General features: G+C 44.0%; 25 protein-coding genes and 1 riboswitch. Of the genes, 17 read left to right on the top strand and 8 right to left on the bottom strand.

Annotated elements, in window-relative coordinates; all coding sequences use genetic code 11:
• Positions 1-303: 303 nt before the first annotated feature.
• The 3 genes from AB4027_RS11320 to AB4027_RS11310 are packed head-to-tail and all read left to right on the top strand — an operon-like array spanning position 304 to position 2,699.
• Positions 304-570, top strand: a complete 267-nt coding sequence (locus tag AB4027_RS11320) for a hypothetical protein (RefSeq protein ID WP_368645423.1) — start codon at positions 304-306, stop codon at positions 568-570.
• A complete protein-coding gene (locus AB4027_RS11315; RefSeq protein WP_091489784.1) occupies positions 567-1,946 on the top strand; it encodes a Glu/Leu/Phe/Val dehydrogenase in 1,380 nt (459 codons plus the stop codon). The genes AB4027_RS11320 and AB4027_RS11315 overlap by 4 nt, the downstream gene beginning before the upstream one ends.
• A gap of 15 nt (positions 1,947-1,961) precedes the next feature.
• A complete protein-coding gene (locus AB4027_RS11310; protein WP_368645422.1) occupies positions 1,962-2,699 on the top strand; it encodes an NAD-dependent epimerase/dehydratase family protein in 738 nt (245 codons plus the stop codon).
• Here AB4027_RS11310 and AB4027_RS11305 read toward each other — a convergent pair.
• On the bottom strand, positions 2,689-3,213 hold the full coding sequence (locus AB4027_RS11305) for a methylated-DNA--[protein]-cysteine S-methyltransferase (protein ID WP_368645421.1): 525 nt from the start codon (positions 3,211-3,213) through the stop codon (positions 2,689-2,691). The two genes, AB4027_RS11310 and AB4027_RS11305, sit on opposite strands and share 11 nt — an antisense overlap.
• Before the next feature lie 69 nt (positions 3,214-3,282).
• Positions 3,283-3,927, bottom strand: coding sequence for a deoxynucleoside kinase (locus AB4027_RS11300; protein ID WP_177165557.1), 645 nt, complete (start codon positions 3,925-3,927; stop codon positions 3,283-3,285).
• A gap of 136 nt (positions 3,928-4,063) precedes the next feature.
• On the opposite strand from AB4027_RS11300, the gene AB4027_RS11295 reads away from it, so the two are divergent.
• Positions 4,064-4,708, top strand: coding sequence for a class I SAM-dependent methyltransferase (locus tag AB4027_RS11295; protein ID WP_091489796.1), 645 nt, complete (start codon positions 4,064-4,066; stop codon positions 4,706-4,708).
• 297 nt (positions 4,709-5,005) lie between these two features.
• Positions 5,006-5,428 (top strand): cupin domain-containing protein, encoded by a 423-nt coding sequence (locus AB4027_RS11290; protein WP_368645420.1) that lies wholly within the window; start codon positions 5,006-5,008, stop codon positions 5,426-5,428.
• Between the two features lie 79 nt (positions 5,429-5,507).
• On the opposite strand, the gene AB4027_RS11285 is transcribed toward AB4027_RS11290, so the two are convergent.
• Entirely contained in the window at positions 5,508-6,257 is a 750-nt protein-coding gene (locus AB4027_RS11285; RefSeq protein ID WP_368645419.1) for a sulfite exporter TauE/SafE family protein, read from the bottom strand.
• 147 nt (positions 6,258-6,404) lie between these two features.
• Here AB4027_RS11285 and AB4027_RS11280 point away from each other — a divergent pair, with 147 nt between their 5' ends.
• The 9 genes from AB4027_RS11280 (at position 6,405) to AB4027_RS11240 (ending at position 16,342) form a co-directional block, all read left to right on the top strand.
• Entirely contained in the window at positions 6,405-7,103 is a 699-nt protein-coding gene (locus AB4027_RS11280) for a Crp/Fnr family transcriptional regulator (RefSeq protein ID WP_368645418.1), read from the top strand.
• Positions 7,104-7,546: 443 nt separating this feature from the next.
• Complete coding sequence (locus tag AB4027_RS11275) at positions 7,547-7,780, top strand: heavy-metal-associated domain-containing protein (protein WP_368645417.1); 234 nt, start codon at positions 7,547-7,549, stop codon at positions 7,778-7,780.
• A 32-nt stretch (positions 7,781-7,812) separates the two neighbouring features.
• The gene (locus AB4027_RS11270; protein WP_368645416.1) at positions 7,813-8,106 is read left to right on the top strand and encodes an iron-sulfur cluster repair di-iron protein, ric; all 294 of its coding nucleotides are present in this window, start codon (positions 7,813-7,815) and stop codon (positions 8,104-8,106) included.
• Between the two features lie 703 nt (positions 8,107-8,809).
• Positions 8,810-10,702, top strand: a complete 1,893-nt coding sequence (locus tag AB4027_RS11265; RefSeq protein WP_368645415.1) for a heavy metal translocating P-type ATPase — start codon at positions 8,810-8,812, stop codon at positions 10,700-10,702.
• A gap of 592 nt (positions 10,703-11,294) precedes the next feature.
• Complete coding sequence (locus AB4027_RS11260; protein WP_368645414.1) at positions 11,295-11,936, top strand: hypothetical protein; 642 nt, start codon at positions 11,295-11,297, stop codon at positions 11,934-11,936.
• An 8-nt stretch (positions 11,937-11,944) separates the two neighbouring features.
• Positions 11,945-12,658 (top strand): cytochrome c biogenesis CcdA family protein, encoded by a 714-nt coding sequence (locus tag AB4027_RS11255; RefSeq protein ID WP_368645413.1) that lies wholly within the window; start codon positions 11,945-11,947, stop codon positions 12,656-12,658.
• 10 nt (positions 12,659-12,668) lie between these two features.
• Positions 12,669-13,337, top strand: a complete 669-nt coding sequence (locus AB4027_RS11250) for a TlpA family protein disulfide reductase (RefSeq protein WP_368645412.1) — start codon at positions 12,669-12,671, stop codon at positions 13,335-13,337.
• Between the two features lie 286 nt (positions 13,338-13,623).
• A riboswitch (NiCo riboswitch) is annotated at positions 13,624-13,731 on the top strand.
• Between the two features lie 136 nt (positions 13,732-13,867).
• Positions 13,868-15,742: a heavy metal translocating P-type ATPase gene (locus AB4027_RS11245; RefSeq protein WP_368645411.1), complete on the top strand. Its 1,875-nt coding sequence runs from the start codon at positions 13,868-13,870 to the stop codon at positions 15,740-15,742.
• 177 nt (positions 15,743-15,919) lie between these two features.
• Positions 15,920-16,342: a hypothetical protein gene (locus tag AB4027_RS11240; RefSeq protein ID WP_143059437.1), complete on the top strand. Its 423-nt coding sequence runs from the start codon at positions 15,920-15,922 to the stop codon at positions 16,340-16,342.
• Here AB4027_RS11240 and AB4027_RS11235 read toward each other — a convergent pair.
• The 4 genes from AB4027_RS11235 to AB4027_RS11220 all read right to left on the bottom strand — a co-directional run bounded on the left by AB4027_RS11235 (position 16,257) and on the right by AB4027_RS11220 (position 18,783).
• The gene (locus AB4027_RS11235; RefSeq protein ID WP_091482215.1) at positions 16,257-17,177 is read right to left on the bottom strand and encodes an IS3 family transposase; all 921 of its coding nucleotides are present in this window, start codon (positions 17,175-17,177) and stop codon (positions 16,257-16,259) included. The genes AB4027_RS11240 and AB4027_RS11235 overlap by 86 nt on opposite strands.
• A gap of 17 nt (positions 17,178-17,194) precedes the next feature.
• Positions 17,195-17,638: an HTH domain-containing protein gene (locus AB4027_RS11230; protein WP_368644674.1), complete on the bottom strand. Its 444-nt coding sequence runs from the start codon at positions 17,636-17,638 to the stop codon at positions 17,195-17,197.
• Positions 17,639-17,784: 146 nt separating this feature from the next.
• Positions 17,785-18,402 carry a CadD family cadmium resistance transporter gene (locus AB4027_RS11225; protein WP_368645410.1) on the bottom strand — a complete coding sequence of 206 codons (618 nt, stop codon included), beginning with the start codon at positions 18,400-18,402 and terminating at the stop codon, positions 17,785-17,787.
• A 15-nt stretch (positions 18,403-18,417) separates the two neighbouring features.
• Positions 18,418-18,783, bottom strand: coding sequence for an ArsR/SmtB family transcription factor (locus AB4027_RS11220; protein WP_368645409.1), 366 nt, complete (start codon positions 18,781-18,783; stop codon positions 18,418-18,420).
• A gap of 233 nt (positions 18,784-19,016) precedes the next feature.
• Here AB4027_RS11220 and AB4027_RS11215 point away from each other — a divergent pair, with 233 nt between their 5' ends.
• The 3 genes from AB4027_RS11215 (at position 19,017) to AB4027_RS11205 (ending at position 22,153) form a co-directional block, all read left to right on the top strand.
• Positions 19,017-20,042, top strand: a complete 1,026-nt coding sequence (locus AB4027_RS11215) for a Gfo/Idh/MocA family oxidoreductase (RefSeq protein ID WP_368645408.1) — start codon at positions 19,017-19,019, stop codon at positions 20,040-20,042.
• 887 nt (positions 20,043-20,929) lie between these two features.
• Entirely contained in the window at positions 20,930-21,160 is a 231-nt protein-coding gene (locus AB4027_RS11210) for a hypothetical protein (protein ID WP_091489049.1), read from the top strand.
• Between the two features lie 144 nt (positions 21,161-21,304).
• On the top strand, positions 21,305-22,153 hold the full coding sequence (locus AB4027_RS11205; protein ID WP_368645407.1) for an MBL fold metallo-hydrolase: 849 nt from the start codon (positions 21,305-21,307) through the stop codon (positions 22,151-22,153).
• Positions 22,154-22,365: 212 nt separating this feature from the next.
• Here AB4027_RS11205 and AB4027_RS11200 read toward each other — a convergent pair whose 3' ends face one another.
• A complete protein-coding gene (locus AB4027_RS11200) occupies positions 22,366-23,796 on the bottom strand; it encodes a M20/M25/M40 family metallo-hydrolase (RefSeq protein WP_368645406.1) in 1,431 nt (476 codons plus the stop codon).
• Positions 23,797-23,936 lie beyond the last annotated feature (140 nt).

Genomic DNA, 23,936 nt, shown 5'->3' with positions numbered 1-23,936 from the left:
AATCACAGTGTTACTTGGTAGCTTAACTGCTATCGCGACCACTTCCTTGGGAATGATCGCATAAACTGGTCACTAAACCGTTATTGCGACCACTTCCTGGGGAATTATCGCATAAACTGGTCACTAAACCGTTATTGCGACCACTTCCTGGGGAAATTATCGTATAAACTGGTCGCTAAACCGTTATTGCGACTACTTCCTGGGGAATGATCGTATAAACTGGTCGCTAAACCCTTATTGCGACCACTTCCTGAGGAATTAGTAAGTTAACTAGTCTCAATACGGTTAGAAATTCACTTTCACTTGAATGATCATTGGAAAAAGAGAGATGAGAGGGTAAGCCTGGCGATTTACTTACATGCTCAGATAGGAAAAGCTGCCGGAGTTGGTAGTGGCTCATCCAGCATCGATCATTCTAAGCGAATACGAGTGATGCTGGAAGATAAAAAGGGCGTGATTTCGCTGATTTTGTCATTTTCGACTATTATTCGCATTTCCCCTATGTATTATGATACAATGGTAAGGGATAAATTAGAAAGCTCTCATTTCAAAACGGAGGAATTTATATGACAAAGAACACGACCACGCAACTGATTCAAGAGGTTGTCGATTATTTAATTGAAACAGATACGAATGAACTCTCAAACTGGGGAGAAAACAGAACAGAATGGTTGAAGCAGGGGGGAGAGCAACTCAAAGGCATCGATAAAGTCATTGCCGGCGATTTGCGTATAAAAAAAGATGACGGAAGCATCGGAACATATCAGGCTTTCCGAGTCCAGCATAATAATGCCTGCGGGTACTATAAAGGCGGGATCCGCTTCAGTACTGGGGTGAATCAAGATGAAGTCCAGACACTGGCCATGCTGATGACCCTGAAAAATTCCCTGCATGACCTGCCATACGGTGGTGGCAAGGGTGGCGTGCATATCGACGTCAGAAAGCATTCCAAACGCGAACTGAAAGAAGTCAGTCAGGCCTTTGTATCCATGGTTAAAAATGATATCGGTCCGTATCGTGACATTCCGGCACCGGATGTCGGTTCAGGCCCAGAGCTGATGGACTGGATGACTCAAGCTTATAAAGAGCTGCATCCAAATCAGCCTTTCATCAACACATTCACCGGTAAAAGCATCAAAAACGGCGGAACTAAAGGCCGAGGTGAATCAACGGGGATCGGAACCTTCCTGAGTTACTACTACTTGGTGGATGCTGTCTTGAACGGTTCTCTTGATGTGAACGACAAGCATGCCGACAAAAAAGACATGATCAAGGCGATCGGCGAAAAAGATGATGTGAAGATAGCTGTTCAGGGATTTGGGAACTTGAGCCGTGCCGCAGCCATTGCAGCTCAAAATGCTGAACGAAAGCATACAGTCATCGCTGTGTCTGACAGCCGTTCAACAGTCTACAATGAAAACGGAGTGGATGCAGAAAAACTGGCACCGTTCAAAGAAGAAAATGACCGTCTGCCGAATGCGGATGAACTAAAAGAAATGGGACTGGAAGGCGACGTTCTGGATCCTATGGACATATTGACGCTGGACTGTGATGTGCTGATCCTGGGAGCGATCGAAGATCAGATAACAGGAGAGAATCAGGCTGATATCAAGGCAGACATCCTTGTTGAAGGAGCCAACGGACCGGTCACAAGTGAAGCGGACCAGTATCTGACCGAGCAGGGTAAAGTGATCATTCCGGATATCCTGGCAAATGCCGGAGGAGTAACTGTTTCTTATCTGGAATGGATCCAGGGATTCACCAATGAAGTGAAAGAAAAAGAAGTCATCCTTGAAGACATGAGTAAGCGTATGAAAAAGGTGAGCGAGCGTGTTTATGGCTCTTACTTCTCATCAGAACATGACGAATCATTACGTTTCTTATGCTTCAAGTTGGCAGTTGTACGTGTGATCGATGCGATGAAACGCTCAGGCAAGATAATATAAGCAGAGGTGAATACGATGCAGCAGAAGCTCGTTGTCACAGGGGCTGCCGGACGTATCGGGTCCAGCCTCGCTGAAGGGTTCAAAGAGAGTGGGCATCTGGTTTTAGCAGACAAGGATATGGATAAACTGGGTGAATTAAAAGGTGAGAACAGAACGCTGTTCGAACTGGACATTCTGGATAAAGCGTCCTGTCTTGAGGTATGTAAGGGAGCGGATGCTGTGATCCATCTGGCGGCGAATCCGTCTCCGTCCTCAACATTTGATGAAGTAAAAAGCATCAATATGGACGGGACCTATAATATGATGTCTGCAGCACATGAACAGGGGTGCCGCCGTTTTATCTTTGCCAGCAGTATCCATGCTGTGAAAGGCTATCTGAAAGACGAACAGGTGAAAACGACAAGCCCCGTGCGTCCGCTCGACTTTTATGGGGTCAGTAAAGTCTTTGGAGAAGCACTGGGGAATTACTATGGCTATCAGACGGATATGGAAGTCATCGCCATTCGCATCGGCGGCTTCCGATCGCTGGAACACTTGAAGGCGCAGGAGAAAGAACCTGAACCCTATCAGCGCTCGAGTTACATCAGCGAACGGGACATGGTCCAGCTAATCAAGCGCTGCGTCGAAACTGACCTTGAACGTCCTTTTGAGATCGTCCACGGCGTGTCGGATAATCAGTTTAAATTTCTGGATCTGTCTGATACCAGAGAAAAAGTTGGTTATCAGCCACAGGATAACGGCTTTACTTTTTAACTCGGTCCCCCTTTTCCAGAGCAAGCAGGTGTTCTTTCATCTGAAGACCGCCGCGAAAGGCTTTGGGCTTGGATGCCTTCGGGACGACTCTGTGACAGGGATAGACGATCAAGAGTGGATTGGATGCCAGAGCCGTTCCAACTGCTCTGGCCGCTTTTTTGGAGTATCCATTGGAAGCGGCCAGTTCGCCATAAGTTAATGTTTCACCGTATGGGATGGCTCTTAAGCTGTCCCATACTTTTTTCTGGAAGTCAGTACCGCTAAGAAAAATGGTGTCAAATGTGAAAGCCTGTGTTTTACCGGTTAAATAAGCAATGAATTCAGCTCGAAAAGGGTCCAATGCGGAATCGTCTTCTCTGAGCTCAGTTTCAGGAAAATGTACAGCGACCCAGTCAGTCATTTCTTTAAATGAGGCGGGACTGGAACCGACAAAGCAGAGCCCTGTGTCTGTACCTAAGATATAGAAGGACCAGTCGTCCTGTTCGATCAGTGAATAAGTGAAAGTCTGAATCATTATCACGCACTCCTTGTCTTAAATAGTAAGAAAAAAAGCTTCCCGCTGATCGGAGAAGCTTTTTTTCGTTTATACGTGCTGCTGTTGTTTTTTCAATGCCTCTTTGACTTTATTCATGACCAGAGCTTTATCGCCTTCACGCTCAAGGTTGATTTCATCGATATCGATGATCAGAGTCGGGCTCTTGTCGTAGTCAGCAAACCAGTCGTCATAACGACCGTGCAGACGTTTGTAATAATTCATCAGTTCAGGGTTGCCCTCGACCTGTTCAAAAGATCGACCGCGTTTCTTGATGCGTTCCAGGTGGGTGTCTAAAGAACCTCTAAGATAAATGAGTAGATCCGGACCTTTTTTAGGCATGCCGTCTATTTCTTCCATCATATTATCCAGCAAGTCAGTATATAAAGTCATCTCCGCTTCACTCATGTTTCCCTGTTCATAGTTGATGCGTGTAAACAAAGCATCTTCATAAATCGATCGGTCCAAGACGTTATGTCTATGTACCAATGCTTCTTTGATACTTCTGAAACGTGTATTCAAGAAGAATATTTGTAGAGAAAACGCCCAGCGTCTTGGGTCATCGTAAAATTTTTCTAAAATCGAGTTATCATCGACATGTTCATAAAAAGCTTTGCTATTCAGTTCTTCTGAGATCAAAGTGGTATACGTACTCTTTCCGGCTCCGATCATTCCTGCTAATACAATCACAGACATTGTATCTCCTTCCAAATCATAAAAGTTTTTCGTCTATATTATCATACCATAACTGGCAGATAATATAGACGAAAATAAGAAAGTTTCACAAAAATGTGATAGGATTAAAACGTGAATAATAGAAAGGATTGTTAACATGCAATGCAGAATATGTCAGCACGATACAAAGAGATTGGAACACCCAAGTAACGGGCAGGTCTTTCATGAATGCGTGAACTGCCATTTCATATCCAAGGATCCCGAATTTTACTTAACCTCAGAAAAGGAATTCAAACAGTATGAACAGCATGAGAATTCCATAGAAGATCCCCGCTATGTGGCTTTCTTCGAGAAGTTCCTGCAGGCCGCAGTTTTCCCCTTTGTGAATGAAGGAAGAAATGCGCTCGATTTTGGAAGTGGTCCAAGTCCGGTCCTTGCTCAATTACTGGAACGGGATTATGATTACGATGTGACGATTTATGATCTGTTTTACGAACCGGAAACGGTCTATCAGAATCAGACCTATGATTTGATCACGTCCACAGAAGTGATGGAGCACATCCCTGATCCGCTTGAAACGTTTAGAGAACTGAAGACATTGATGAAGGCGGACACTGTCTTAGCCGTCATGACGCTTTTTCATCCAAAAGACATAAATGAATTATGGGGCTGGCATTATATCCGGGACTTCACTCACATCTCCTTCTTTACTCCCGAAGCTATGCAGATCGTGGCGGATACAGTGGGGTTCGAACTGGTCTACTGTGATGATTACCGGTATACGACGTTTAAGTTGAAGTAAGCGGTTGGTCAGGACTTATCTATAATCATTCTAAATAGTTTAGAAAGATATTAAATAATTGATTTAAATCAATTATTATCCCCCTTTGGTAAGCGTATACTTAGGATATAAGTAAGTAAGTGCATCAGATGAAAGTAATAGTATTGTATTGATTACAATATGGACGATAAAGGAATAACTCGTGTTTTCCTCTTGGTTAAGCTGTTTTTAAAAGGGCGAGCGTATCGTTTGAAAAAATATTCTGATGTGTTACTATTACATTATAACGAGTACAAATTACAAGGAGGAAAAGAAAAAATGGAAATAGATTACAAAGACCACGGCAAAAAGCCGTATATCATTAATATAGAAGATGCAACATTGGGTAATGACAATTACCGTACGACGATCTGGACAGGTGAAAAGCTTCAGACGACCGTCATGGCTATCAAACCTGGCGACGATATCGGCCTGGAAGTTCATCACGGCATCGATCAGTTCATCCGTATCGAAGAGGGTGAAGGTGTATGCAAGATGGGGCCTTCAGAAGACGACTTGAATGTTGAAGAAAAAGTTAGCGATGACGATGTCGTATTCGTACCTGCCGATATGTGGCACAATATCGAAAATACTGGTGACAAGCCGCTTAAATTATATACGATTTATGCAGGTCCTGACCATCTTCCAGGAACCGTTCATCCAACACACGAAGATGCAGAAAACGATCCGAACGAAGACTGATAGGAAAGAATAATAATAAAAGAAGCTCCCGCTTTAAAAAGTGAGAGCTTCTTTTTTATGTTGGTAAAGAATGCTAGCCTCAGAGGAAATCAATTAGCGTAAATACGCCAAGGAGAAAGATGAAGAATAGAACGTACTGTTTAAACTTATTGACGTTTATTCTGGCATAGATGTAATTTCCGAGTAATATGGCCGCTATGACAGCGGGGATCGAGGATAGAAAGTAGGTGCCTAATTCCTTTGTCCAGAAACCACTCAGGAAGTGACTGAGTACGATAAATATGCTTGAAAAGAGGAAATGACTTTGCAGCGTATCTTTAAAAGTTCTAGGAGGCCAGTTACTCATTGTGCCGTAAAGGACGATCGGGATCCCATTCATATTGTAGGCACTCCCAAGCATCCCTGAAAAGAAGCCGAAGGGAATGCCATACTTTGTGTTTTTAAATCTTTTTTCGATAGATTTCTGACGTCTTTTAGATCCGAAAATTGAATAAATGGAATAAAGGATTAGTAAGATACCGAGAATCAGGCTGATCCATCGTTTTTCTGCAAAACGTACTAGCAGGAGGCCGAATGGGATACCCAGTAGTGTCGATAAAGACAATTTCAGTAGAACGGCCCTGTCGAGATTTTTCCAGCCTGAAAAGATAGAGATAAGGGCAACTGTACAGCCGACCAAACCAACTAGCGAAACGGCCGTAGAAAATGGAATAGGCAGCAGCGCCAACAGAGGCATACTCACGACAGAATCCCCGAATCCGAAAGTGGAGCGCATTAATGAGCCTAGAAAAACGGCTCCAATGATCAGCAATAGTATAGAAATATCCATGATGTTCCTCCAGATTAATGATGATAACTTGATGTAAATCAATTCATGTAAATGTGTCTATGGTATAGTAAGTTTAACATAGATAAACAGTGAGTATTTGAAACGTAAAGAAAAAGAAAGAATGTCTTTTTAGAAAGGATAAATAAAATGACTAACACGAATCATAATCATAACTGCAGTATTTCGCATAAAGGCTGTGTTTCACTTGTCCCGATTTTCAATCATCTGGATGCAGAACAGATGGATGAAATAATGGAGACAGTCCAGTCCCAATCATTTGAAAAAGGGGAAGTGGTTTATCACGCCGGTGACAAATCGGATGTCCTGACGATCGTCAATAAAGGAAGTCTGCGTATTTACCGGTTGGCAGAATCCGGCAAAGAACAGCTTGTCCGAGTGCTCCGACCCGGTGAGTTTACGGGAGAACTTGCTTTATTCAATGAGAAAGTGCATGAGAACTATGCAGAAGCCATGGAGCCGACGTCTGTCTGTCAAATCACTCGCTCAGCTTTACAGGATTTGCTTGTCAAGTATCCTTCCATCTCGCTCAAAATACTTCAGGAACTTTCGACCCGCGTTGATCAGAGTGAACAGCAGGCTGCTCGGTTCACGACTGAATCCACAGAACAGAGATTGGCGCTTTACCTGGCCGATCTGCTTGGACCAGACAATGAGTCGAATATCGTGACGCTTCCTTTAACGAAAAAAGATTTAGCTTCCTATATCGGGACAACGCCTGAAACAGTGAGTCGTAAGCTGAAAGAACTGGAAGAACTGAATTTGATCGAACGAATCAGCTCATCAAAAATCAAAATACTGGATGAGGACAATTTATTATTTCTATAACAACGTAAAATATTGAAAAGAATAAACAGGATAGAATCCCTTACTGTCAGATATTTATCTGGACCTAAGGGATTCTTTTTTACGGATATGATTATTCTTCCGGGATTCAAAAAGATAACTGTCATTCTGCTTTTCGGTCAGTTAGTGCAGGAAATAGGAGACTGGTAGATAGCTAGAATGGGGTAGAGAAGTGACATCAAGAGGACATTTATTTCTATAAAATTGACAAGCATCAATTTTTACTCTGCTGTCATGTCTTATACTATGGTTGTAAGCGGGAAAAGAAAGAAGACTGCTGGAGGTGAAAAGACTGAAAAATAAACCTTTCGCAGTCATTCTAACAAACTTGACGTACGTCAATTCTAACTCATCTAGTATGACTTATACTATGAGTGTAAGAGGGAGAGACAAACCGATAGATAATACAAAAGGAGAGAGTAATAATGGAAAAAGCAATTTTGAAATTGGAAACACTGTCGTGCCCGAGCTGTATGCAGAAAATCGAAAATGCACTGAAAGGTCTGGACGGGGTCGATAAAGATAGTGTCAAAGTCCTATTTAACTCAAGCAAAGCGAAAACAGCCTTTGACCCCGAGAAGATCTCAATAGAAGAAATCGAAAAAGCTATAGAGGATTTAGGTTATCCTGTCCTCAAATCAACGGTTAAAGCAGCTTAATCACTTACAAACTTTAGAAAGAAGGAAAAAGAATGACAGAATTCGATGCCGTAGTAAAAGAACATTTTCCAACACTTGAGATTTATACCCTGCCCCTGACTCGTGCGCACGGGAAGAATCATCCGGAAGTCTTCAGAGTGCATGAACTGTTCCAGACGATGAATGAAAAAGTGAAAGACAGTGGCTCAGACAAGCCTGACCTCAATGATGAATTCACTGAACTGCGTGAGGTGACGAGCCAGTATGCCTTGCCTGGGGATGCCTGTGAGACATATAAAGCAGTGTATGACATGCTGTCAGAGGCGGACGAAGCCTACTACGCTTGACCTTTTTAGTTATAAATAAAAAACCAACGATCCGCCCGGAAAGTGAAAGAACTTTCTAGGCGGATTTTTTGATGGTTTATAAAAGGGATCAAGATGCGCCGGGCAGCGCGTCTTTTCATTCAATAGAAAGATCGAAGTGAGTATTTGTCACGTTGATAGAAGAGCTTGAGCTGCAGCGATAGGTTTTACTTGTGTTCGACAAGTAGAAATGTGTTGAAGTCTCCTAAGTACCGAATTTTAGCATGTTGGGTACTTAGGTAGAGATATTAAGAGCCTAATAGCCGAATAAGGTCGAGGTTCGACAAGTAGAAATGTGCGTGCGCATCCTAAGTACCGAAGAGAGGCAAGATCGACACTTAGCGGATGTAATTTTAAACGTACTTACCGAATAGGGCTGAAATTCGGTAAGTAGAAACATCCATAAGCATCCTAACGACCGAATAAGAGCACATTAGACACTTAGCTGGCAGTATCATAAACGTAACCACCGAACGCAGCGCAAAATCCCGAAAAAAAGATTCAAATCTGACACCGCATTAAAAAAGTCGCATGTATTCAGTGATCAGAGTGCTGTTTCGTCCTCAAACGTCCTGAAAACCATAAAAATGAATGAACTTGACAGCTGTCAATTCCAAGTCCGAATGAACCCCGTATACTTAACTTAACATCAAAGGAAACAAACAAGAAAATAGGAGGAATCATCATGCAGAAAGTTATATTAAGTCAGAAGAAACTGATCACCTTATTAAGCGGGATACTCATCGTCGTCGGCTACTTCAGCCGGTTCGCGCTGGGGAACGTGGCTGTCCTGGAGTGGGCATTGATCATCGCGTCAGTTATCGGAATCGCTCCGATCGCAGTCCAGGCGTATCAGGCACTAAAGGTGAAAGTCGTCAGTATCGACGTGCTGGTCACCATCGCGGTCATTGGGGCCTTTCTTATTCAGAACTTTGAAGAATCAGCCATCGTTACTTTTCTCTTCCTATTCGGGCATTACCTCGAACAGCGGACACTGAATCAGACGCGTTCGGCCATCAAAGAGCTTACTGAAATGGCTCCAGAAATCGCACTCGTCCAGACCGACTCCGGTGAATTTGAAGAGGTGGACATCGATGAAGTCGACGAAGGGGATATTCTGCTCGTTAAAACCGGGGCTAAAGTACCCGTTGACGGAACGGTCCTGTCAGGTGACGGCTATATCAACGAAGCGAGTATTACCGGAGAATCCGTTCCGGTTACGAAATCAAAAGATTCAGGCGTTTATGCGGGGACGATCCTTGAAAACGGGACGATTCAGATCCGGGCGGACCGAGTTGGAGAAGAGACGACTTTTGGGAAAATCATCGAACTGGTAGAAGAGGCTCAGGATTCCAAATCAGAAGCGGAGCGCTTTATCGACAAGTTTTCAAAATACTATACACCTGCCGTTTTGCTTTTGTCCTTTGTGGTCTGGCTGATCAGTCAGGATATTGAACTGGCGATTACCATCTTGGTTTTAGGTTGTCCAGGGGCTCTCGTTATCGGTGTGCCGGTCTCAAACGTTGCCGGGATCGGTAATGGCGCCCGTCATGGTGTCCTTTTAAAAGGGAGTGAAGTGATCCATGACTTCAGCCGAGTAGACACGATCGTCTTCGATAAGACCGGGACGTTGACCGTTGGCAATCCGAGTGTGGCGAAAAAGGCAGTTTATGGCGAAGAGTCAGACGAGGCCTTGAACTATCTGGCCAGTGTGGAAAAAGAATCCGATCACCCGCTGGCTAAAGCGATCCTCGAAGAAACGAAAGCGGCGCAAATTTATCCGGTCGAAGAGACAGAAGTCGTCAAGGGCGGCGGGATCGTGGCTCAGGTCGGTGGTCACCGCGTCGCTGTCGGGAATGTGGCTTTAATGGATAAAGAAGGCATCGAACTCAGTGAGAAAGCGAAAGAAGACGTTCAAGAAGCAGAAACCAGCGGAAACTCCCTAGTCCTCACTGCTGTTGACGGTGAACTGCGCGTTTTGATGGGGATCAGAGATCAGGTCAGACCCGGTGTGAAAGACGACCTTGATCAGTTGAAGGATTTGGGTGTAAAGAATCTAGTCGTTCTATCGGGGGACAACCAGGGGACGGTCGATGTCGTCGCCAGCGAACTTGGACTGACGGAAGCCCACGGTCACATGCTGCCGGAAGATAAGTCTGCGCACATCGAAAAACTTCAGAAAGAAGGACAGATCGTTGCTTTCGTGGGCGACGGGGTGAACGACAGCCCGTCGCTGGCTCTGGCGGATATCGGTATCGCCATGGGAAGCGGGACAGATGTCGCGATCGAAACATCTGATGTGGTCCTGATGAATTCGGACTTCAGCCGTCTGCCGCATGCGTTAGGCCTAGTGAAAACCACAGCGAACAACATGATCCAGAATATCGCCATTGCAGTGGGCGTCGTTTTCGTCCTGCTGGCCAGCGTCTTCTTCAGCGACTGGATGAACATGTCCATCGGTATGCTGGTCCATGAAGGCAGTATCCTGGTCGTTATCTTCAACGGGATGCGTCTCTTGAAGTATCGCCTTCGTGGAAGCAGGAAACACGAGGAAGTGAAGCACGTTAAAACAGCTTAATATTTAAGTGAAAAGCATTCTACTCAGGTAGAATGCTTTTTTTAATGAAAAAATGAAGTACAGCACCTTGGAGATGTCCTGAACTCGACTATTTACTGGAAAAATGAAGTACAGCACTCTGAAGAGGCTCTGAACTTAATTATTTTTAAAAAAAGTGAAGTACAGCTCTTTGGGCCAAGTCTGAATTCAACTATTTACTGAAAAAGTGTAGTACAGCACTTTCTTGGACTCCTGAACTAAAGGATGATCTATTGAAACCACGCCTGCATCTTGGTTTGGAAGTTTATCATAAAAGAATCAGCTTTAAAATTGGCTCCATACGGATCGATTCATCCAGATCAGCCTCGAATGGATATAAATAGACAGTTTACTGTTCAAAAAGTCTTAGAAACGTCACAGTTTTCCTTCGGCGGTAGAGTTGACTCACAGATTAAAATTGTGTAAGCTAGTAGAATCAAACCCCCAGGGGTATAAATAGGTCGAAAGCATAAAGCTTAAACTTCAATGAACATAGTTATTAATGCGAATGTCTTGAAATCAAGTTATTTATCTACTCTTTACCCGTTGCGGTATATAAGTCAGGAGAATGTACGTGGAAAATATTATTTCCAACCCGATGTTCAGCGCGGTCGTGTCGCTGCTTGTCGGTATATTGCTATGGTACGGTTTGACGGATGAGTCAGCCAGCGTGAAAAAAAGCGTTGTATCGGTTTTCATGGATAGTGTGTTTTATTTTGTTGTCGCACTGTTCGGTATCAATGCGGTCTTAAACATCAGCGAAATCATTCAGGTCCCTTACCGGATCCTGCTGTTCTCGTCGAACGTCGTCTGGATCGCTTCACTCGGTGTACTGATATACGGAAGTTATCTTTATGGAGATAGATTATGGGAGAATAAAGAGAAAGCCAAAAGTGCAGCCAAGCTTTTAACGACGATCGGCTTAGCAAATCATGCTTACATGTATTACCGCTATGCATCGGTCGCTACATTGCTGCTCATCGTACTCTTCGTGAGCCTGCTGGCACTTTTAACATTTACGAACCTTACTCAAAAAGTGCCGCCCGTCTGGATCGTTTTAGGATTCGGTGCTTTGCATCTTCTGATCATGGGCACGCGTGCGGTCATTTATTTCAATTTTGTCTTTACACCCCTAGCGATCCTGTCACTTTTTATAGTGTTCAGCGGTCTGCTCCTGGGTTATAAAAGGGGGATCTTACCATCGAGACAGAACTAACAGCACTCTTGGCATTTGGCGCAGGCGCTTTGTCTTTTTTCTCTCCATGTACCTTGCCGCTGCTGCCTTTATATTTATCTTATATTACCGGTAAAAGTGTGAAAGAAGTGAAAGAGAATCAGTCGGCCGAGTTCAAAAGAACGGTCATGCTGCACTCGATCCTGTTCCTGATTGGTGTGTCAGTCGTTTATGTTAGTCTGGGACTCAGCATCAGCTATTTGGGCGATTTTTTCAGTCAACTGCTGACCGGATCGACGAGCCTGCTGCTGCAGCGTGTCGCGGGACTACTCATTATCGTTATGGGACTGGTCACAGCTGAATGGCTCCAGATACCGGCCCTATTGAAAGATACACGCAGGATGGCAGGGAACCGGACCACCAGTTATTTTTCAAGCTTTTTCATCGGCTTAGGCTTTGCAGCTGGATGGACGCCGTGTATCGGCCCGATCTTTTCTTCTATACTGCTGATCGGCGTGTCGACCGGTTCGCCGCCGGCCCTTTATTTGACCCTTTACATTTTAGGCTTTGCTCTGCCGTTTCTTTTAGTGTCTTTCTTCCTCGGCAAGATGGACAACATCATGAAACACAGTCAGAAGTGGATGAAAGTCGGAGGCATACTCATGATCGTTATGGGTCTCCTGCTTTTCACAGGAACGCTGGAAATAATATCAGAATGGATCGCACAGTGGCTCGAAGGCACGCCTTTTGAGCTGCTAGGATAGGAGTGTTGACATGGTAAAAAAAGGTTTATGGGCTGTCATTGCCCTCATACTCGTTTACGTCGTCTTTGACTTTGTCACAGGATTGAACCGCGAACAGGAAGTCATGGAACAGGCATCGATTCAGAATGAACTGAGTGTACAGGACGAGCTGAATGAAGATATCGATACAGAAGAGATGTCAGAAGAAGAGCTTCAGGAGCTGATGGATGAGATCGCTGAGCAGAATGCTGCCGGCGAAACAGGCTCTATGATGGAATACGGATTGAATGCCGGAAACGTTGCCTATGATTTTCAGCTGGAAGACATGGACGGCAATACGGTGCAGTTGTCGGATTACAGAGGAAAGAAAGTCTTTCTGAACTTCTGGGCCAGCTGGTGTCCGCCTTGTCGCGTAGAAATGCCGCACTTGCAGGAATTTCATGAAGAACAGGACGAGGTCGTTGTCTTAGGCGTCAACGTCATCTCCTCTGAAAGTGATCCTGAAAACGTTCCGGCATTCATTGATGAATTCGGTCTGACTTTTACGAACGTTTATGCACCGAGTGAAATCACCGATCTGTACCGTGTCGAATCCTTGCCGACCTCTTATTTCATTGGCAGTGACGGTGTGATCTATGAGCGTGTCGTGGGACCAGTCACGAAAGATATACTGGAAACGAAATTCGAAATGATCGACTGACTACCCAAAAGACTTCTTAAAATTATTGCTACTGGAAGGTCATGAGTGTATCGCTTCGACTTCATCGTATTGTGATTCAGTCAAAAGCTGAATACTGCAGCTCGTGTGGGAGTATTGTAAGTGACCAGGCTACTGATAAAAAGGATCGATTCCTGGTAAGCAAAGGCTTGACCCGGAAAAAATGATGTGCTATTATGAGAGTGAATTCACAAGAAGATAAAAATGTGTGATATAAATCACGTCACTTGAAAACTTAATATGAAAGCTTTGAATAGGCATAATCTATTCATTGTGATCTGAACAGGCGGTGAACGCATTAAAAGGTTCATGCAGCCGGGCTGCACATGTTGCGGCAGCAGACTATGTATTTAAAGGACATATCTGTGGGACAGTTAATTCTGTTCTACGGGTATGTCCTTTTTGATTGTGACGAACTTATAAAGAAAGGAGTGAAGGCAGGCATCAGACTGTTTCACCTGAGTGAATTAAGTAAGTTTTAAACCAACCAATAAGGAAAGAAGGGGTTAGAAATGATCAATTATTTAACTAAAAGCAGACAAGGACAGTTTTTAGTCGTAGGTATTTTATTCGCAGTACTGGGCTCTGTCTTTATGTCAATCAACGACGGGTACAGTACATGGCTGTTTTATGCAGCGATTTTCTTCTTAGGCTTCTATGCGGCCAAGGACGCGGTCGTGGAAACGATCAGGGAGAAGTCGCCGAACGTGGACCTTTTGATGATCCTGGCAGCTTTAGGTGCCGTCATCATCAACTATGAATCAGAAGGGGCTGCTTTGCTGCTCATTTTTGCAACAGCCGAGGTGCTGGAAGACTACGCCAACAACAAGTCCACGTCCGCTATTTCAGAACTGATGGCCCAGGTCCCGGAGACTGCTCAAGTCTTGAAGGCGAACGGAGAAGTCGTCACTGTTCCGACAGAAGAGCTGGAAATAGGCGATACCGTTGTGGTCACCAAAGGCGCACAGATCCCTATCGACGGGGTCATCGACCGAAAAGCTGTAGTGAATGAAGCAGCTTTGACAGGGGAAGCCGTTCCTGTAGAAAAGGATCAGACAGATGAAGTGTTCGCGGGGACGATCAACGAAGGCAATGTGTTCCATCTGGAAGTGACGAAATCCAATGATGAAACCGTCTTTTCTAACATCATCCGAATGGTCGAAGAAGCTCAGAGACGACCGTCGCGCATCTCAAAGGTCATTGACCGCATCGAAAGCAAGTACGTGATCTCTGTCCTGGTCATCGTTCCTATCTTTATCTTTGTCTTATACACGATGATGTCTATTCCTTTTGAAGAAGCTTTCTACCGCGGGATGGTTTTTCTCACTGTCGCCAGTCCCTGCGCTTTAGTCGCTTCTGCCACGCCCGCCACATTGAGTGCGATCAGCAACGGAGCGAAACACGGTATCCTCTTTAAAGGTGGAGCCGCAATGGAAGCCTTGAGTACGATGGACACGTTATATACAGATAAAACAGGCACGCTGACCTATGGCGAATTCAAGGTCGATGACTATAGTGCACCAGAGGCTGTCTTGAAAGAAGTCGTCTATATGGAGCAACAGTCCAGTCATCCGATCGCTCAGGCCATCGTTTCGGCCTTCAAAGAGACTGATTTGAGTTCTGTGGACCATGAAGAACCCGTCAATGAAATAGCCGGTTCCGGTGTCGAAAAAGGCAAGGTGAGAGTCGGAAAGCCCACTGCCTTCAGTGATTTCAAGAATTATGACCACTTCAAAAAGTACTTCCAGAAAGGCAACACCATCATCCTGGCAGCGAAGGATAAGGAAGTCGTCGGCTACTTCTCACTCAGCGACCAGATCCGCAGACAGTCGGCGGATGCGGTGGCGAATTTCCAGAAAGAAGGCATCAAAGTCACGCTGTTAACGGGCGACAATGAAGAAGTCACAGCCAATGTAGCGGAAGTCGTCGGGGTCGATGACTACAAAGCGTCCATGCTTCCTGAAGACAAGATCGACTATGTCATGCAGAGTCAGGACAAGGAAGAAGTGGTCGGCATGATCGGTGACGGGATCAATGACGCACCGGCTCTGGCCAATGCAGATATCGGGATCGCGATGGGCAGCGGTTCGTCTGTGGCAATGGAGTCGTCCGATGTCGTGGTCGTCAAGAACGACCTGTCAAAACTGTTTTACAGCTACAAACTGAGCAAGCGTCTCAACCGTATCATTTTCCAGAACGTTGTCTTCTCGATCAGCGTGATCGTGACCCTGATCGTACTGAACCTCTTCGGCATCTTAGGTCTGCCGCTGGCGGTGCTGTTCCATGAAGGTTCGACGATCCTCGTTATCTTAAACGGACTGCGCCTGATCGGTTCCAAACCTAAAAAGGAAGACGTAGACGCATCACTGGAGTCTGTAAAAGTATAAAAAAAGGCCCCTGAGACTATCTATCATACTAAACTGGACCCCATGTCAAGGACAGTTTGATAAAAACCCCTTATAATTTATTATCGCTCCTTCTATGATAACGTCATAGGAGGAGCGATAATACGTTTAAGCCTGGATCAATACTTAGATTTTGGGTGGGGATTATCCAACAAAAAAATGAATAAGAAGGATTTTAATAGCCTAGAAACCCTTGGTTTCTCAATCTTTAGAGACATGCATACAGAACGCGTTTATCCAAACTGGATGTTACGTTATTTTGAAACATTGACTGAAAGCGAACAGAGGGTGTACTTCCACTCCTTTCGCCAGGTGACTGATCAAATGTATTCCGAAGATTATTTGATTGATCGGTTGAAATGGATTTTAAAATATCCAGCTATCGAAATGGAATACGACCTCTATGTTCATGCAAAACTGGATTTAGATTTTTATTATCCTGCTGTTTTCAAACCCGAAAAATGGACACAATTAGAGGAAAAATATTTTGATCGCTTTAATGAGGATATTCTATCGGTACTTGAATCTCAGGAAAATCAGGCGTTTTCACCAAATGACTCAGGGGATACACACCCGTTTTAAAATAATCATAATATTGATTAGGAGATAATTTCGCCAGTTTCCACTGATAGCGTTCTGTATTATGATAATCCATATAGTCATCAATAATGGGGTGAAGGTCTGAGAACGCCTCAACATCACCAAGATAAGCTATTTCGTCTTTCATGTGTCCAAAGAAGGATTCTTGGGGAGCGTTATCCCAACAGTTTCCTCTTCGTGACATAGATTGACGCAGTTCTTTATCCGCGAGTAATTTTTGAAATTTTATACTTGTATAGTGAATGCCCTGGTCGGAATGGATCAGGGTTTTCTGTTGTTTTGAAATGTCATGGTTGATCAAAAGGTCTTCAATCATCTCTAAAACAAAATCAATACTTAAGGATTCACTTAATTGATACGCTAAGACCTGGTTCGTGAATGCATCAATCACGGCAGATAAATAAGCTTTCCTTCCTCGCCCGTAAAAGAGATAGGTGATATCTGTTAAGAGGATCGTTCGTGGACCGTAGGCTCTAAATTCTCTGTTAACGAGATTAGGTTTTAACGCATGTTCCTGGCGTACTTTTGCCATGCGCTTATACGGATTCGGTTTTCTTATAGGGCAGAACAGTCCAAACTTTCTCATTAAGCGCTGGATTTTCTTCCGGTTCATGAGTATCTCCATGTGTAACAGTCGCATATGGATCCCTCTGGATCCTTTATCATAGCCGCGATGTGTATAGGCTTCAAGTATCAAATTAAAATCGTGCTGATCTTGTTCTTCTTTTTTCTTTCGACTCTCTTCAGATTTCAACCAGTTGTAATACCCCGAACGTGAAACTAAAGCAATCTCACATAGCCATGATATATTTAACAAATTATGATCTCGTTTTGTTAGGTCTTTAATGAGTTGGAATTTTTCTTGTGTGAAGCCCTCTTGGCCTTCCGATGGATAAAATTTGTTTTTTTTAGGGCATCTATCTGTTGTTTTTGAAGGGCGACTTTATGTTTCAAGTGTGCGATTTCTTCTTCTTGAGTTCTTTCTTTAGTACGGGGTCTTCCACTGGATTCACTACGTAAATCCATAAATCCTTCTGGGCGATGGCTCATATTTTTAATTCGTCTGGAAAAAGTCTTTATACGGTCTTTCCTTAACGCTATCACATCAAAGTCTGCGTCTCTAAAAATTTGCGTAGGTCCTTTTCCGAGAGCTTTTTCTTTAGCGAAATGGTCTTTGAATGCCTCTGAGTAAGTTACTGCTTTAGTTGATGCTTTCTCTACAAAAGGATTTTCTTCAAGTTCTCTTCGCTCTTCCTCTGTAAAATAATTTCTTCCCATGTCAACGCTCTCCTTTGAACTCATATAGTTGGGTTCATTATACAATAAAGAACCCTATAAAATAGAGAACGAATAAGGGTTTTTTATCCGTGTCTATTCTATAGGGTCCAGTTTATACAGTCTCAGGGGCCTTCTCATATTTCTATTTAGCTGATCATTGAAAAGAGCGTTTGGATCGTGCCGTTTTCAAGCATGATGTAGATCCCCAGACCGATGAAAACGATAGGGACAATGATTCGTTCGTACTTTTCCAGTGTTTCTGAAACAAAAGAGATTTTGGCCAGCCGGTAGCTGATATAGCAGAGTATCGAGACCGACACGGCAAAGATAACGATGGCAAGGATGATCTCAGATATATCCAGTGCTGTGAAGTAGGGGATATAGATACCCAGGTTGTCCCCGCCTGACGCGACAGTAATGAGTGCAACGGTCCAGAACAAGCGGTTCGATCCGCCGGCATCGATTTTTTCCGCCACTTCGTCTTCATCTTCTTCCTCTTCGCCGTGCAGGGCGACCTGGATCCCTAAATAAAGCGGGATAAGTCCCAAAAGACCGATGATCCAGTCCTGAGGGATGAAATTTAGGACATAAGCGGCAAACAGACTGACGGCGACTAAAAAGCCGGTCCCTAGATACTGGCCCCAGTAGATATGGGCGATGCCTTTTTTCGTGTGACTTTGAGAAAAAATGATCAGTAAGATAAACAAATAGTCGATGCTGGTCGATATGTAAACGGCGATGGCCGATATGATGGTTTCTATCAAAATGTTCTCCTCCAGTTATGATGATGGCGTGACTGTTTCAGTTAAATCGCTGAGTGAGTTGAAAACAGAAGCAGCTTTTTCCTTGATCAGCGAGTAATAAACGACTTTTCCGTCTCGCTTTGATTCGAGCAGGCCGTTCTGCTTCAGATAGCGCAGGTGATGCGACGTCGAAGCAACGCTGGCTTCAAGCACAGCGGCCAGATCGCAGACACATAATTCTTCGTAGGTCAAGAGTGCGTACATAATCTTGATCCTAGAAGGGTCTTTGATGCATTTGCTCAAGAGCAGGATATCAGAAAAGTCTTTGTCTGTAAGGCAATCTTTAACTGTATTTACTTTGTCTTCGTGGATGATTGTGGAACTGCAGACGTCCAGAGTCATGGTTTACTCCTTTCATTCAAATATATGTTTGAATGAAGTATAGCACGCTTTTAAATAGCTTGTCAACAGGGTCAGAAACCGGACAGGAGAGTGAGCTGAATAAAATTCAGTCAATTCGCTCAATCTAGTTTACTCAAAGGCATTAAAACAGATACAATAAGAAGGAGAGTACAGCTGGAGCAGGTTTTTAAAAGTATAAAATCAGGCAACAGCTAACTAATGGAGGTTAAAACATGCTAAATATTGCGTATATCGGTGACGGAAAAAGTACGAACCGCTATCATATCCCTTTTTCCAGCCAAGTAGAAAGCATCAAGATCAAGACCATTCAAGCCCGCTCAGGTCACAATGAGATGTGGGAAAGGGTCCCTGGAGCGGACTATGTGAAAGATAAAGAAGCGATCTGGAACGACCCGGAGATCGATCTGGTCGTCATCTCCACACCACCGCAAACACACTATTCCCTTGCGAAAGAAGCCCTGTTGAACGGCAAGAATGCCTTGGTTGAAAAGCCTTTTGCCGAAACGCCTGAAGAAGCAAGAGAACTCTTTGCATTGGCTGAAGAAAAAGGTCTATTCATCCAATGTTACCAGAACCGTCGCTTCGACTCGGATTTCCTGACTGTTCAGAAAGTGATCGAAAGCGGAGTCCTTGGAGATATCCTGGAAGTGGAAATGCATTTTGACTACTTCAGACCTGAAGTGCCGAAAAGTGCGGAATCATTTGAGAAGTTGAACAGCTTCATGTACACGCATGCCTGTCACACGGTGGACCAGGTGCTGTCTTACTTTGGCGACCCGAAAGCGATCCATTACGACGTGCGCCAGCTCCTAGGCGACGGTCGCATGAATGACTACTTCGACTTGGATTTCAACTATGAAAACAATCTGAAAGTTGCTGTTAAATCCAGCTACTTCCGTCTGAAGAGCCGTCCAAGCTTTGTCGTTTACGGTAAGAAAGGCACCTTTGTCAAAGAGACGAAAGACCGTCAGGAAGAACATCTGAAGCTGTTTTATATGCCGACGAATGATGATTTCGGCGTCGACCTGCCGGAACACTACGGTACGCTTTACTATATGGACGAAAACGGGCAGTATCACGAAGAAAAAGTCGTTTCAGAAGTGGGCGACTACAGCCGTATTTACGAAGGCGTCTATGAGTCGATCGTTAACGGCAAGGAAAAAATCGTCAAAGACGAAGAAACGATCCGTCAGATCGAGATTTTAGAGCAGGGCATCCAGGAAATGACGAACTACTAAGTGAGTGTAGATAGTTAATTGCCCTTCGCGGGAACAGCTAGCAGCTGAAGGGCATAAAAGTGGTGGATATGTGCCCTTCACGGGAACAGCCAGCAGCTGAAGGTCACAAAAGAGATGTATATGTGCCCTTCGCGGGAACAGGTAGCAGCTGAAGGTCGCAAAAGCGATGTATATGTGCCCTTCGCGAAGTCAGGCAGCAGCTAAAGGTCGCAAAAGCGATGTATATGTGCCCTTCGCGAGAACAGGCAGCAGCTAAAGGTCACAAAAGTGGTGGATATGTGCCCTTCGCGAAGTCAGGCAGCAGCTAAAGGTCACAAAAGCGATGGATATGTGCCCTTCACGAAGTCAGGCAGCAGCTAAAGGTCGCAAAAGCGATGTATATGTGCCCTTCGCGAGAACAGCTAGCAGTTGAAGGTCACAAAAGTGGTGTATATGTGCCCTTCACGAGAACAGGCAGCAGCTAAAGGGCACAAAAACGGTGGATATGTGCCCTTCACGAGAACAGACAGCAGCTAAAGGTCACAAAAGTGGTGGATATGTGCCCTTCGCGAAGTCAGGCAGCAGCTGAAGGTCACAAAAGTGGTGGATATGTGCCCTTTGCGAAGTCAGGCAGCAGCTAAAGGTCACAAAAGTGGTGGATATGTGCCCTTCACGAGAACAGGTAGCAGTTGAAGGGTGCAAAAACAGTGGGCCTTATCTTGAGAGAGGACCATCATTGCTGAAATCTATAATAAGGATAAGGCTGTCCCTTCAAATGCTTTACAGCAATAGATAACTTTTGACAGTGACTTTGTGACTCTTTAAACTTAGTAGTACAAGAAGTGTACGATTTTATCTTACTAATTAACGTAAGTGATACAAGTATAAAGATCGAAGGAGGTAATATAATGTCTGAAAATGCTAGTCTCTTTCATATATTGTCATGGGCTTGCCTGTTTTTAGGTTGGATGGGATTATCCATACTGGCCTTTCCGTTAGGGATTTATCTGGCTGGTCAGGCGATGGAAGGCGGCGTGGATGCGGCTCTGGCGCGTAAACTGAATTCGTGGTCGCTGATACTGGTCATCGTTCTGATCGTTCTTGCATTCTTAGCTTTCTTATTATTTGCTTTTGTTTAAGAATGATTCAGGAGCATATCTGAAATAAAGCTTTTAAAATTCAGGAATAGAAGTGACTGATCCAGCTTCTATTCCTTTTCTATGTTTGAATACTAAGTATAGATCCGCAGAAAATTAAAGACTGAATATATTGGAGGCGAGCAAGTGGATGCTTTAAAATTTCACGGCATGACCCTGTACTGGCTGGACGGTGGAGTCGTTTCGTTCGATGGAGGAGCGATTTTCGGTGTGGTTCCGAAACCCTTATGGAACAGAAAATATCCGGCCAATGAAAAGAATCAGATCACGCATGCCACCGAACCCATTCTTATTCAGTATCTGGGAAAGAATTATCTGATCGATACAGGGATCGGAAAAGGGAAGCTCACTGAGAAGCAGAAGCGCAATTTCGGTGTTCAGGAAGAATCGCGGATCGATGAGAATCTGGATGAGCTGGGACTGACTAAGGAAGATATCGATGGGGCGCTAATGACGCATATGCATTTCGATCATGCGACTGGACTGACTCATGCAGAAGACGGAAAGTTCGTGTCGACTTATCCCAATGCGGTGATCTATATGACAGCAACCGAATGGGATGAAGTGAGACATCCGAATATCCGGTCCAAAAGTTCTTACTGGAAACAGAACTGGGAAGCCATTCAGAATCAGGTCAGAACATTCGAAAAAGAACTGGAAGTCGTTCCGGGCATCACGATGCACCATACCGGTGGTCACAGCAACGGTCATGCGATAGTGAAATTGGAACAGAACGGAGAAACCGTCATGCATATGGCTGATATCATGGCGTCGACCGCCCATCAGAATCCACTATGGGTCATGGCCTATGACGATTACCCGATGGATTCCATATACGCCAAGCAGGAATGGATGCAGAGAGCCTATCAGAATAATTATAAATTTATTTTCTATCACGATGCCTACTACCGCATGATCCAGTGGGATGAAGAAGGAAAAGAAATCGTTGATGTTCTGAAGCGTTCGAAAAGCTGATTTTATAACTATCACGTATGCACACAGAGAGAAGGGGACGTATGACTTTTAAAAAGTAACTTTTCTGCTTTTTTGTGAGAACGATAGTATAAGTAATGTAAAACAGAAAAAATAAAGAAGATGACTTCCGTGCCTTAACGGAGTCATCTTCTTCTGCGTACTATCGTTTATCATTTCATGTCATGAATGTTTGTATCATTCTAATCATGCAATTACTGCTGAGCAATCAGTTCTTCTGCTGCGATCAGCTCTTGTAAACTGCTTGGGGTGACGTATTCTTTTTGATCGTCTGATAGTGCGTCATAAGCTGCGCGTGCTTCGTTAACTTTAATAATAAATTGTTTTGATACTTTTTTGCCGGAAAATTTGAATCGTGTGACTAATTTTTCTACTTTTACCGCTGCGTCCTTATCTTCTGCATGTGTCACTTGTTCTTCTGCTTCGTTCAATTTCTCTAAACTGCTTGGTGCTACAAATCCTTTTTGTGTATCAGATAATGCATCATAGGCCTCTCGAGCTTTTCTTACTTTAGAGACATAGCCGTTTGAAATCATTGCTGAAGGTGACTTGATTTTTGATATCAAGTGCTCTACTGCCTGGGCTTCAGCTCTGTACTCATCTGTCGCTATGTTTACCATAAGTTTTTCTAGAACTCTCACATTAGTATTCAGTCTATCCATGATTCTTCCAGGATAGTTCATTTCGATATAATCCAAGGTATCGTTTCCGGTATGCATGATCGGTCCTTCTTCGGTTTCTATATAGCCGTCCAGATAGTTGCCTTTATCATCTTGGATCAACCAGTTAGTGGACTCGAAGTAGGCGACTGGGATATTTTTTTCGTTGAAAGGGGCATGGTCGCTCCAGTCTCCCGTTTCTCCCCATTCATGATCAGGATGTAAACCGGTTTGAGTAATAAGATCTAAGCCTAACTCATCAGATATATTAAGGGCCTGGTCTCTTACCCAGCCTATACTGTTAGATCCGCTGTAAACATAAGCATAATCACCGGCTAATATAGTATCCAGATTTATCATAGCTATCGTATTTTCTATATCTTCCTCCGACATAGTTTCTACATATGCTCTAGATCCTTCTAAACCGACCTCTTCTGCACCGAATCCTATGAATAGTATAGTGTGCTCTGTCTTGATATTTTTCAATTTATTTGCTACTTCCAACATCGCACCCACACCTGAGGCGTTGTCAGAGGCTCCCTCGCTCCCACCGGAAGTGACCTGGTCGTAATGGGCCCCGATAATAACCTGTTTTCCTGATGTACCTCTTTTTACAGCGATGACGTTTTGAGAATGAACAGTTTCGCCTTTGTTGCTTCCTCTTCTACTGACAAATGAAAAATCTTCCAGAGTTGTTTCATATCTATAGCTTTCAAATTCAGCTTTTATATAATTTGCTGCTTCTTTTTCGAATGCTGAACCCGCTGTTCTGGCTCCGCCAAGTTCTTTAGAGAGATGGTAGATATGCTCGTAAGCCAGACTGCCGTATTCACTTGAACTTATTGTAACAGTAGACTCTGCACTATCCGCCATGACTTCTTCGTTTGCGACAGGTGCAAACACTGATAAGCCCATGACAGAAGCTATCAGAACGGGGTACAATTTGATGTTTGTCTTATTTTTCACTATATAAATCCTCCTAAGGTAAAATAGTCGTCATCAGTCACCGATTTTTGCTTCATCCTGCGAGTCAAACACCTCCTTACGGGCATCTTTTATCCGTTTGATCCATCTCTCCATCGCTCACCTCACTTGTTTTTAATTAT

Origin of the sequence: Alkalibacterium putridalgicola, from assembly GCF_040959045.1 — a bacterium.
GTDB classification, from domain to species: Bacteria; Bacillota; Bacilli; order Lactobacillales; family Carnobacteriaceae_A; genus Alkalibacterium; species Alkalibacterium putridalgicola.
Note: the sequence above shows the minus strand (reverse complement) of the source record. Positions and strands in the feature narration are given on the sequence as shown.

What these genes read in the sequence shown, in the direction of transcription:
- AB4027_RS11315 (WP_091489784.1), top strand. Translation starts at nt 567, where the DNA reads ATGACAAAGAACACGACCACGCAACTGATTCAAGAGGTTGTCGATTAT.
- AB4027_RS11310 (WP_368645422.1), top strand. Translation starts at nt 1,962, where the DNA reads ATGCAGCAGAAGCTCGTTGTCACAGGGGCTGCCGGACGTATCGGGTCC.
- AB4027_RS11305 (WP_368645421.1), bottom strand. Translation starts at nt 3,213, where the DNA reads ATGATTCAGACTTTCACTTATTCACTGATCGAACAGGACGACTGGTCC.
- AB4027_RS11300 (WP_177165557.1), bottom strand. Translation starts at nt 3,927, where the DNA reads ATGTCTGTGATTGTATTAGCAGGAATGATCGGAGCCGGAAAGAGTACG.
- AB4027_RS11295 (WP_091489796.1), top strand. Translation starts at nt 4,064, where the DNA reads ATGCAATGCAGAATATGTCAGCACGATACAAAGAGATTGGAACACCCA.
- AB4027_RS11290 (WP_368645420.1), top strand. Translation starts at nt 5,006, where the DNA reads ATGGAAATAGATTACAAAGACCACGGCAAAAAGCCGTATATCATTAAT.
- AB4027_RS11285 (WP_368645419.1), bottom strand. Translation starts at nt 6,257, where the DNA reads ATGGATATTTCTATACTATTGCTGATCATTGGAGCCGTTTTTCTAGGC.
- AB4027_RS11280 (WP_368645418.1), top strand. Translation starts at nt 6,405, where the DNA reads ATGACTAACACGAATCATAATCATAACTGCAGTATTTCGCATAAAGGC.
- AB4027_RS11275 (WP_368645417.1), top strand. Translation starts at nt 7,547, where the DNA reads ATGGAAAAAGCAATTTTGAAATTGGAAACACTGTCGTGCCCGAGCTGT.
- AB4027_RS11270 (WP_368645416.1), top strand. Translation starts at nt 7,813, where the DNA reads ATGACAGAATTCGATGCCGTAGTAAAAGAACATTTTCCAACACTTGAG.
- AB4027_RS11265 (WP_368645415.1), top strand. Translation starts at nt 8,810, where the DNA reads ATGCAGAAAGTTATATTAAGTCAGAAGAAACTGATCACCTTATTAAGC.
- AB4027_RS11250 (WP_368645412.1), top strand. Translation starts at nt 12,669, where the DNA reads ATGGTAAAAAAAGGTTTATGGGCTGTCATTGCCCTCATACTCGTTTAC.
- AB4027_RS11245 (WP_368645411.1), top strand. Translation starts at nt 13,868, where the DNA reads ATGATCAATTATTTAACTAAAAGCAGACAAGGACAGTTTTTAGTCGTA.
- AB4027_RS11240 (WP_143059437.1), top strand. Translation starts at nt 15,920, where the DNA reads ATGAATAAGAAGGATTTTAATAGCCTAGAAACCCTTGGTTTCTCAATC.
- AB4027_RS11230 (WP_368644674.1), bottom strand. Translation starts at nt 17,638, where the DNA reads ATGGGAAGAAATTATTTTACAGAGGAAGAGCGAAGAGAACTTGAAGAA.
- AB4027_RS11220 (WP_368645409.1), bottom strand. Translation starts at nt 18,783, where the DNA reads ATGACTCTGGACGTCTGCAGTTCCACAATCATCCACGAAGACAAAGTA.
- AB4027_RS11215 (WP_368645408.1), top strand. Translation starts at nt 19,017, where the DNA reads ATGCTAAATATTGCGTATATCGGTGACGGAAAAAGTACGAACCGCTAT.
- AB4027_RS11210 (WP_091489049.1), top strand. Translation starts at nt 20,930, where the DNA reads ATGTCTGAAAATGCTAGTCTCTTTCATATATTGTCATGGGCTTGCCTG.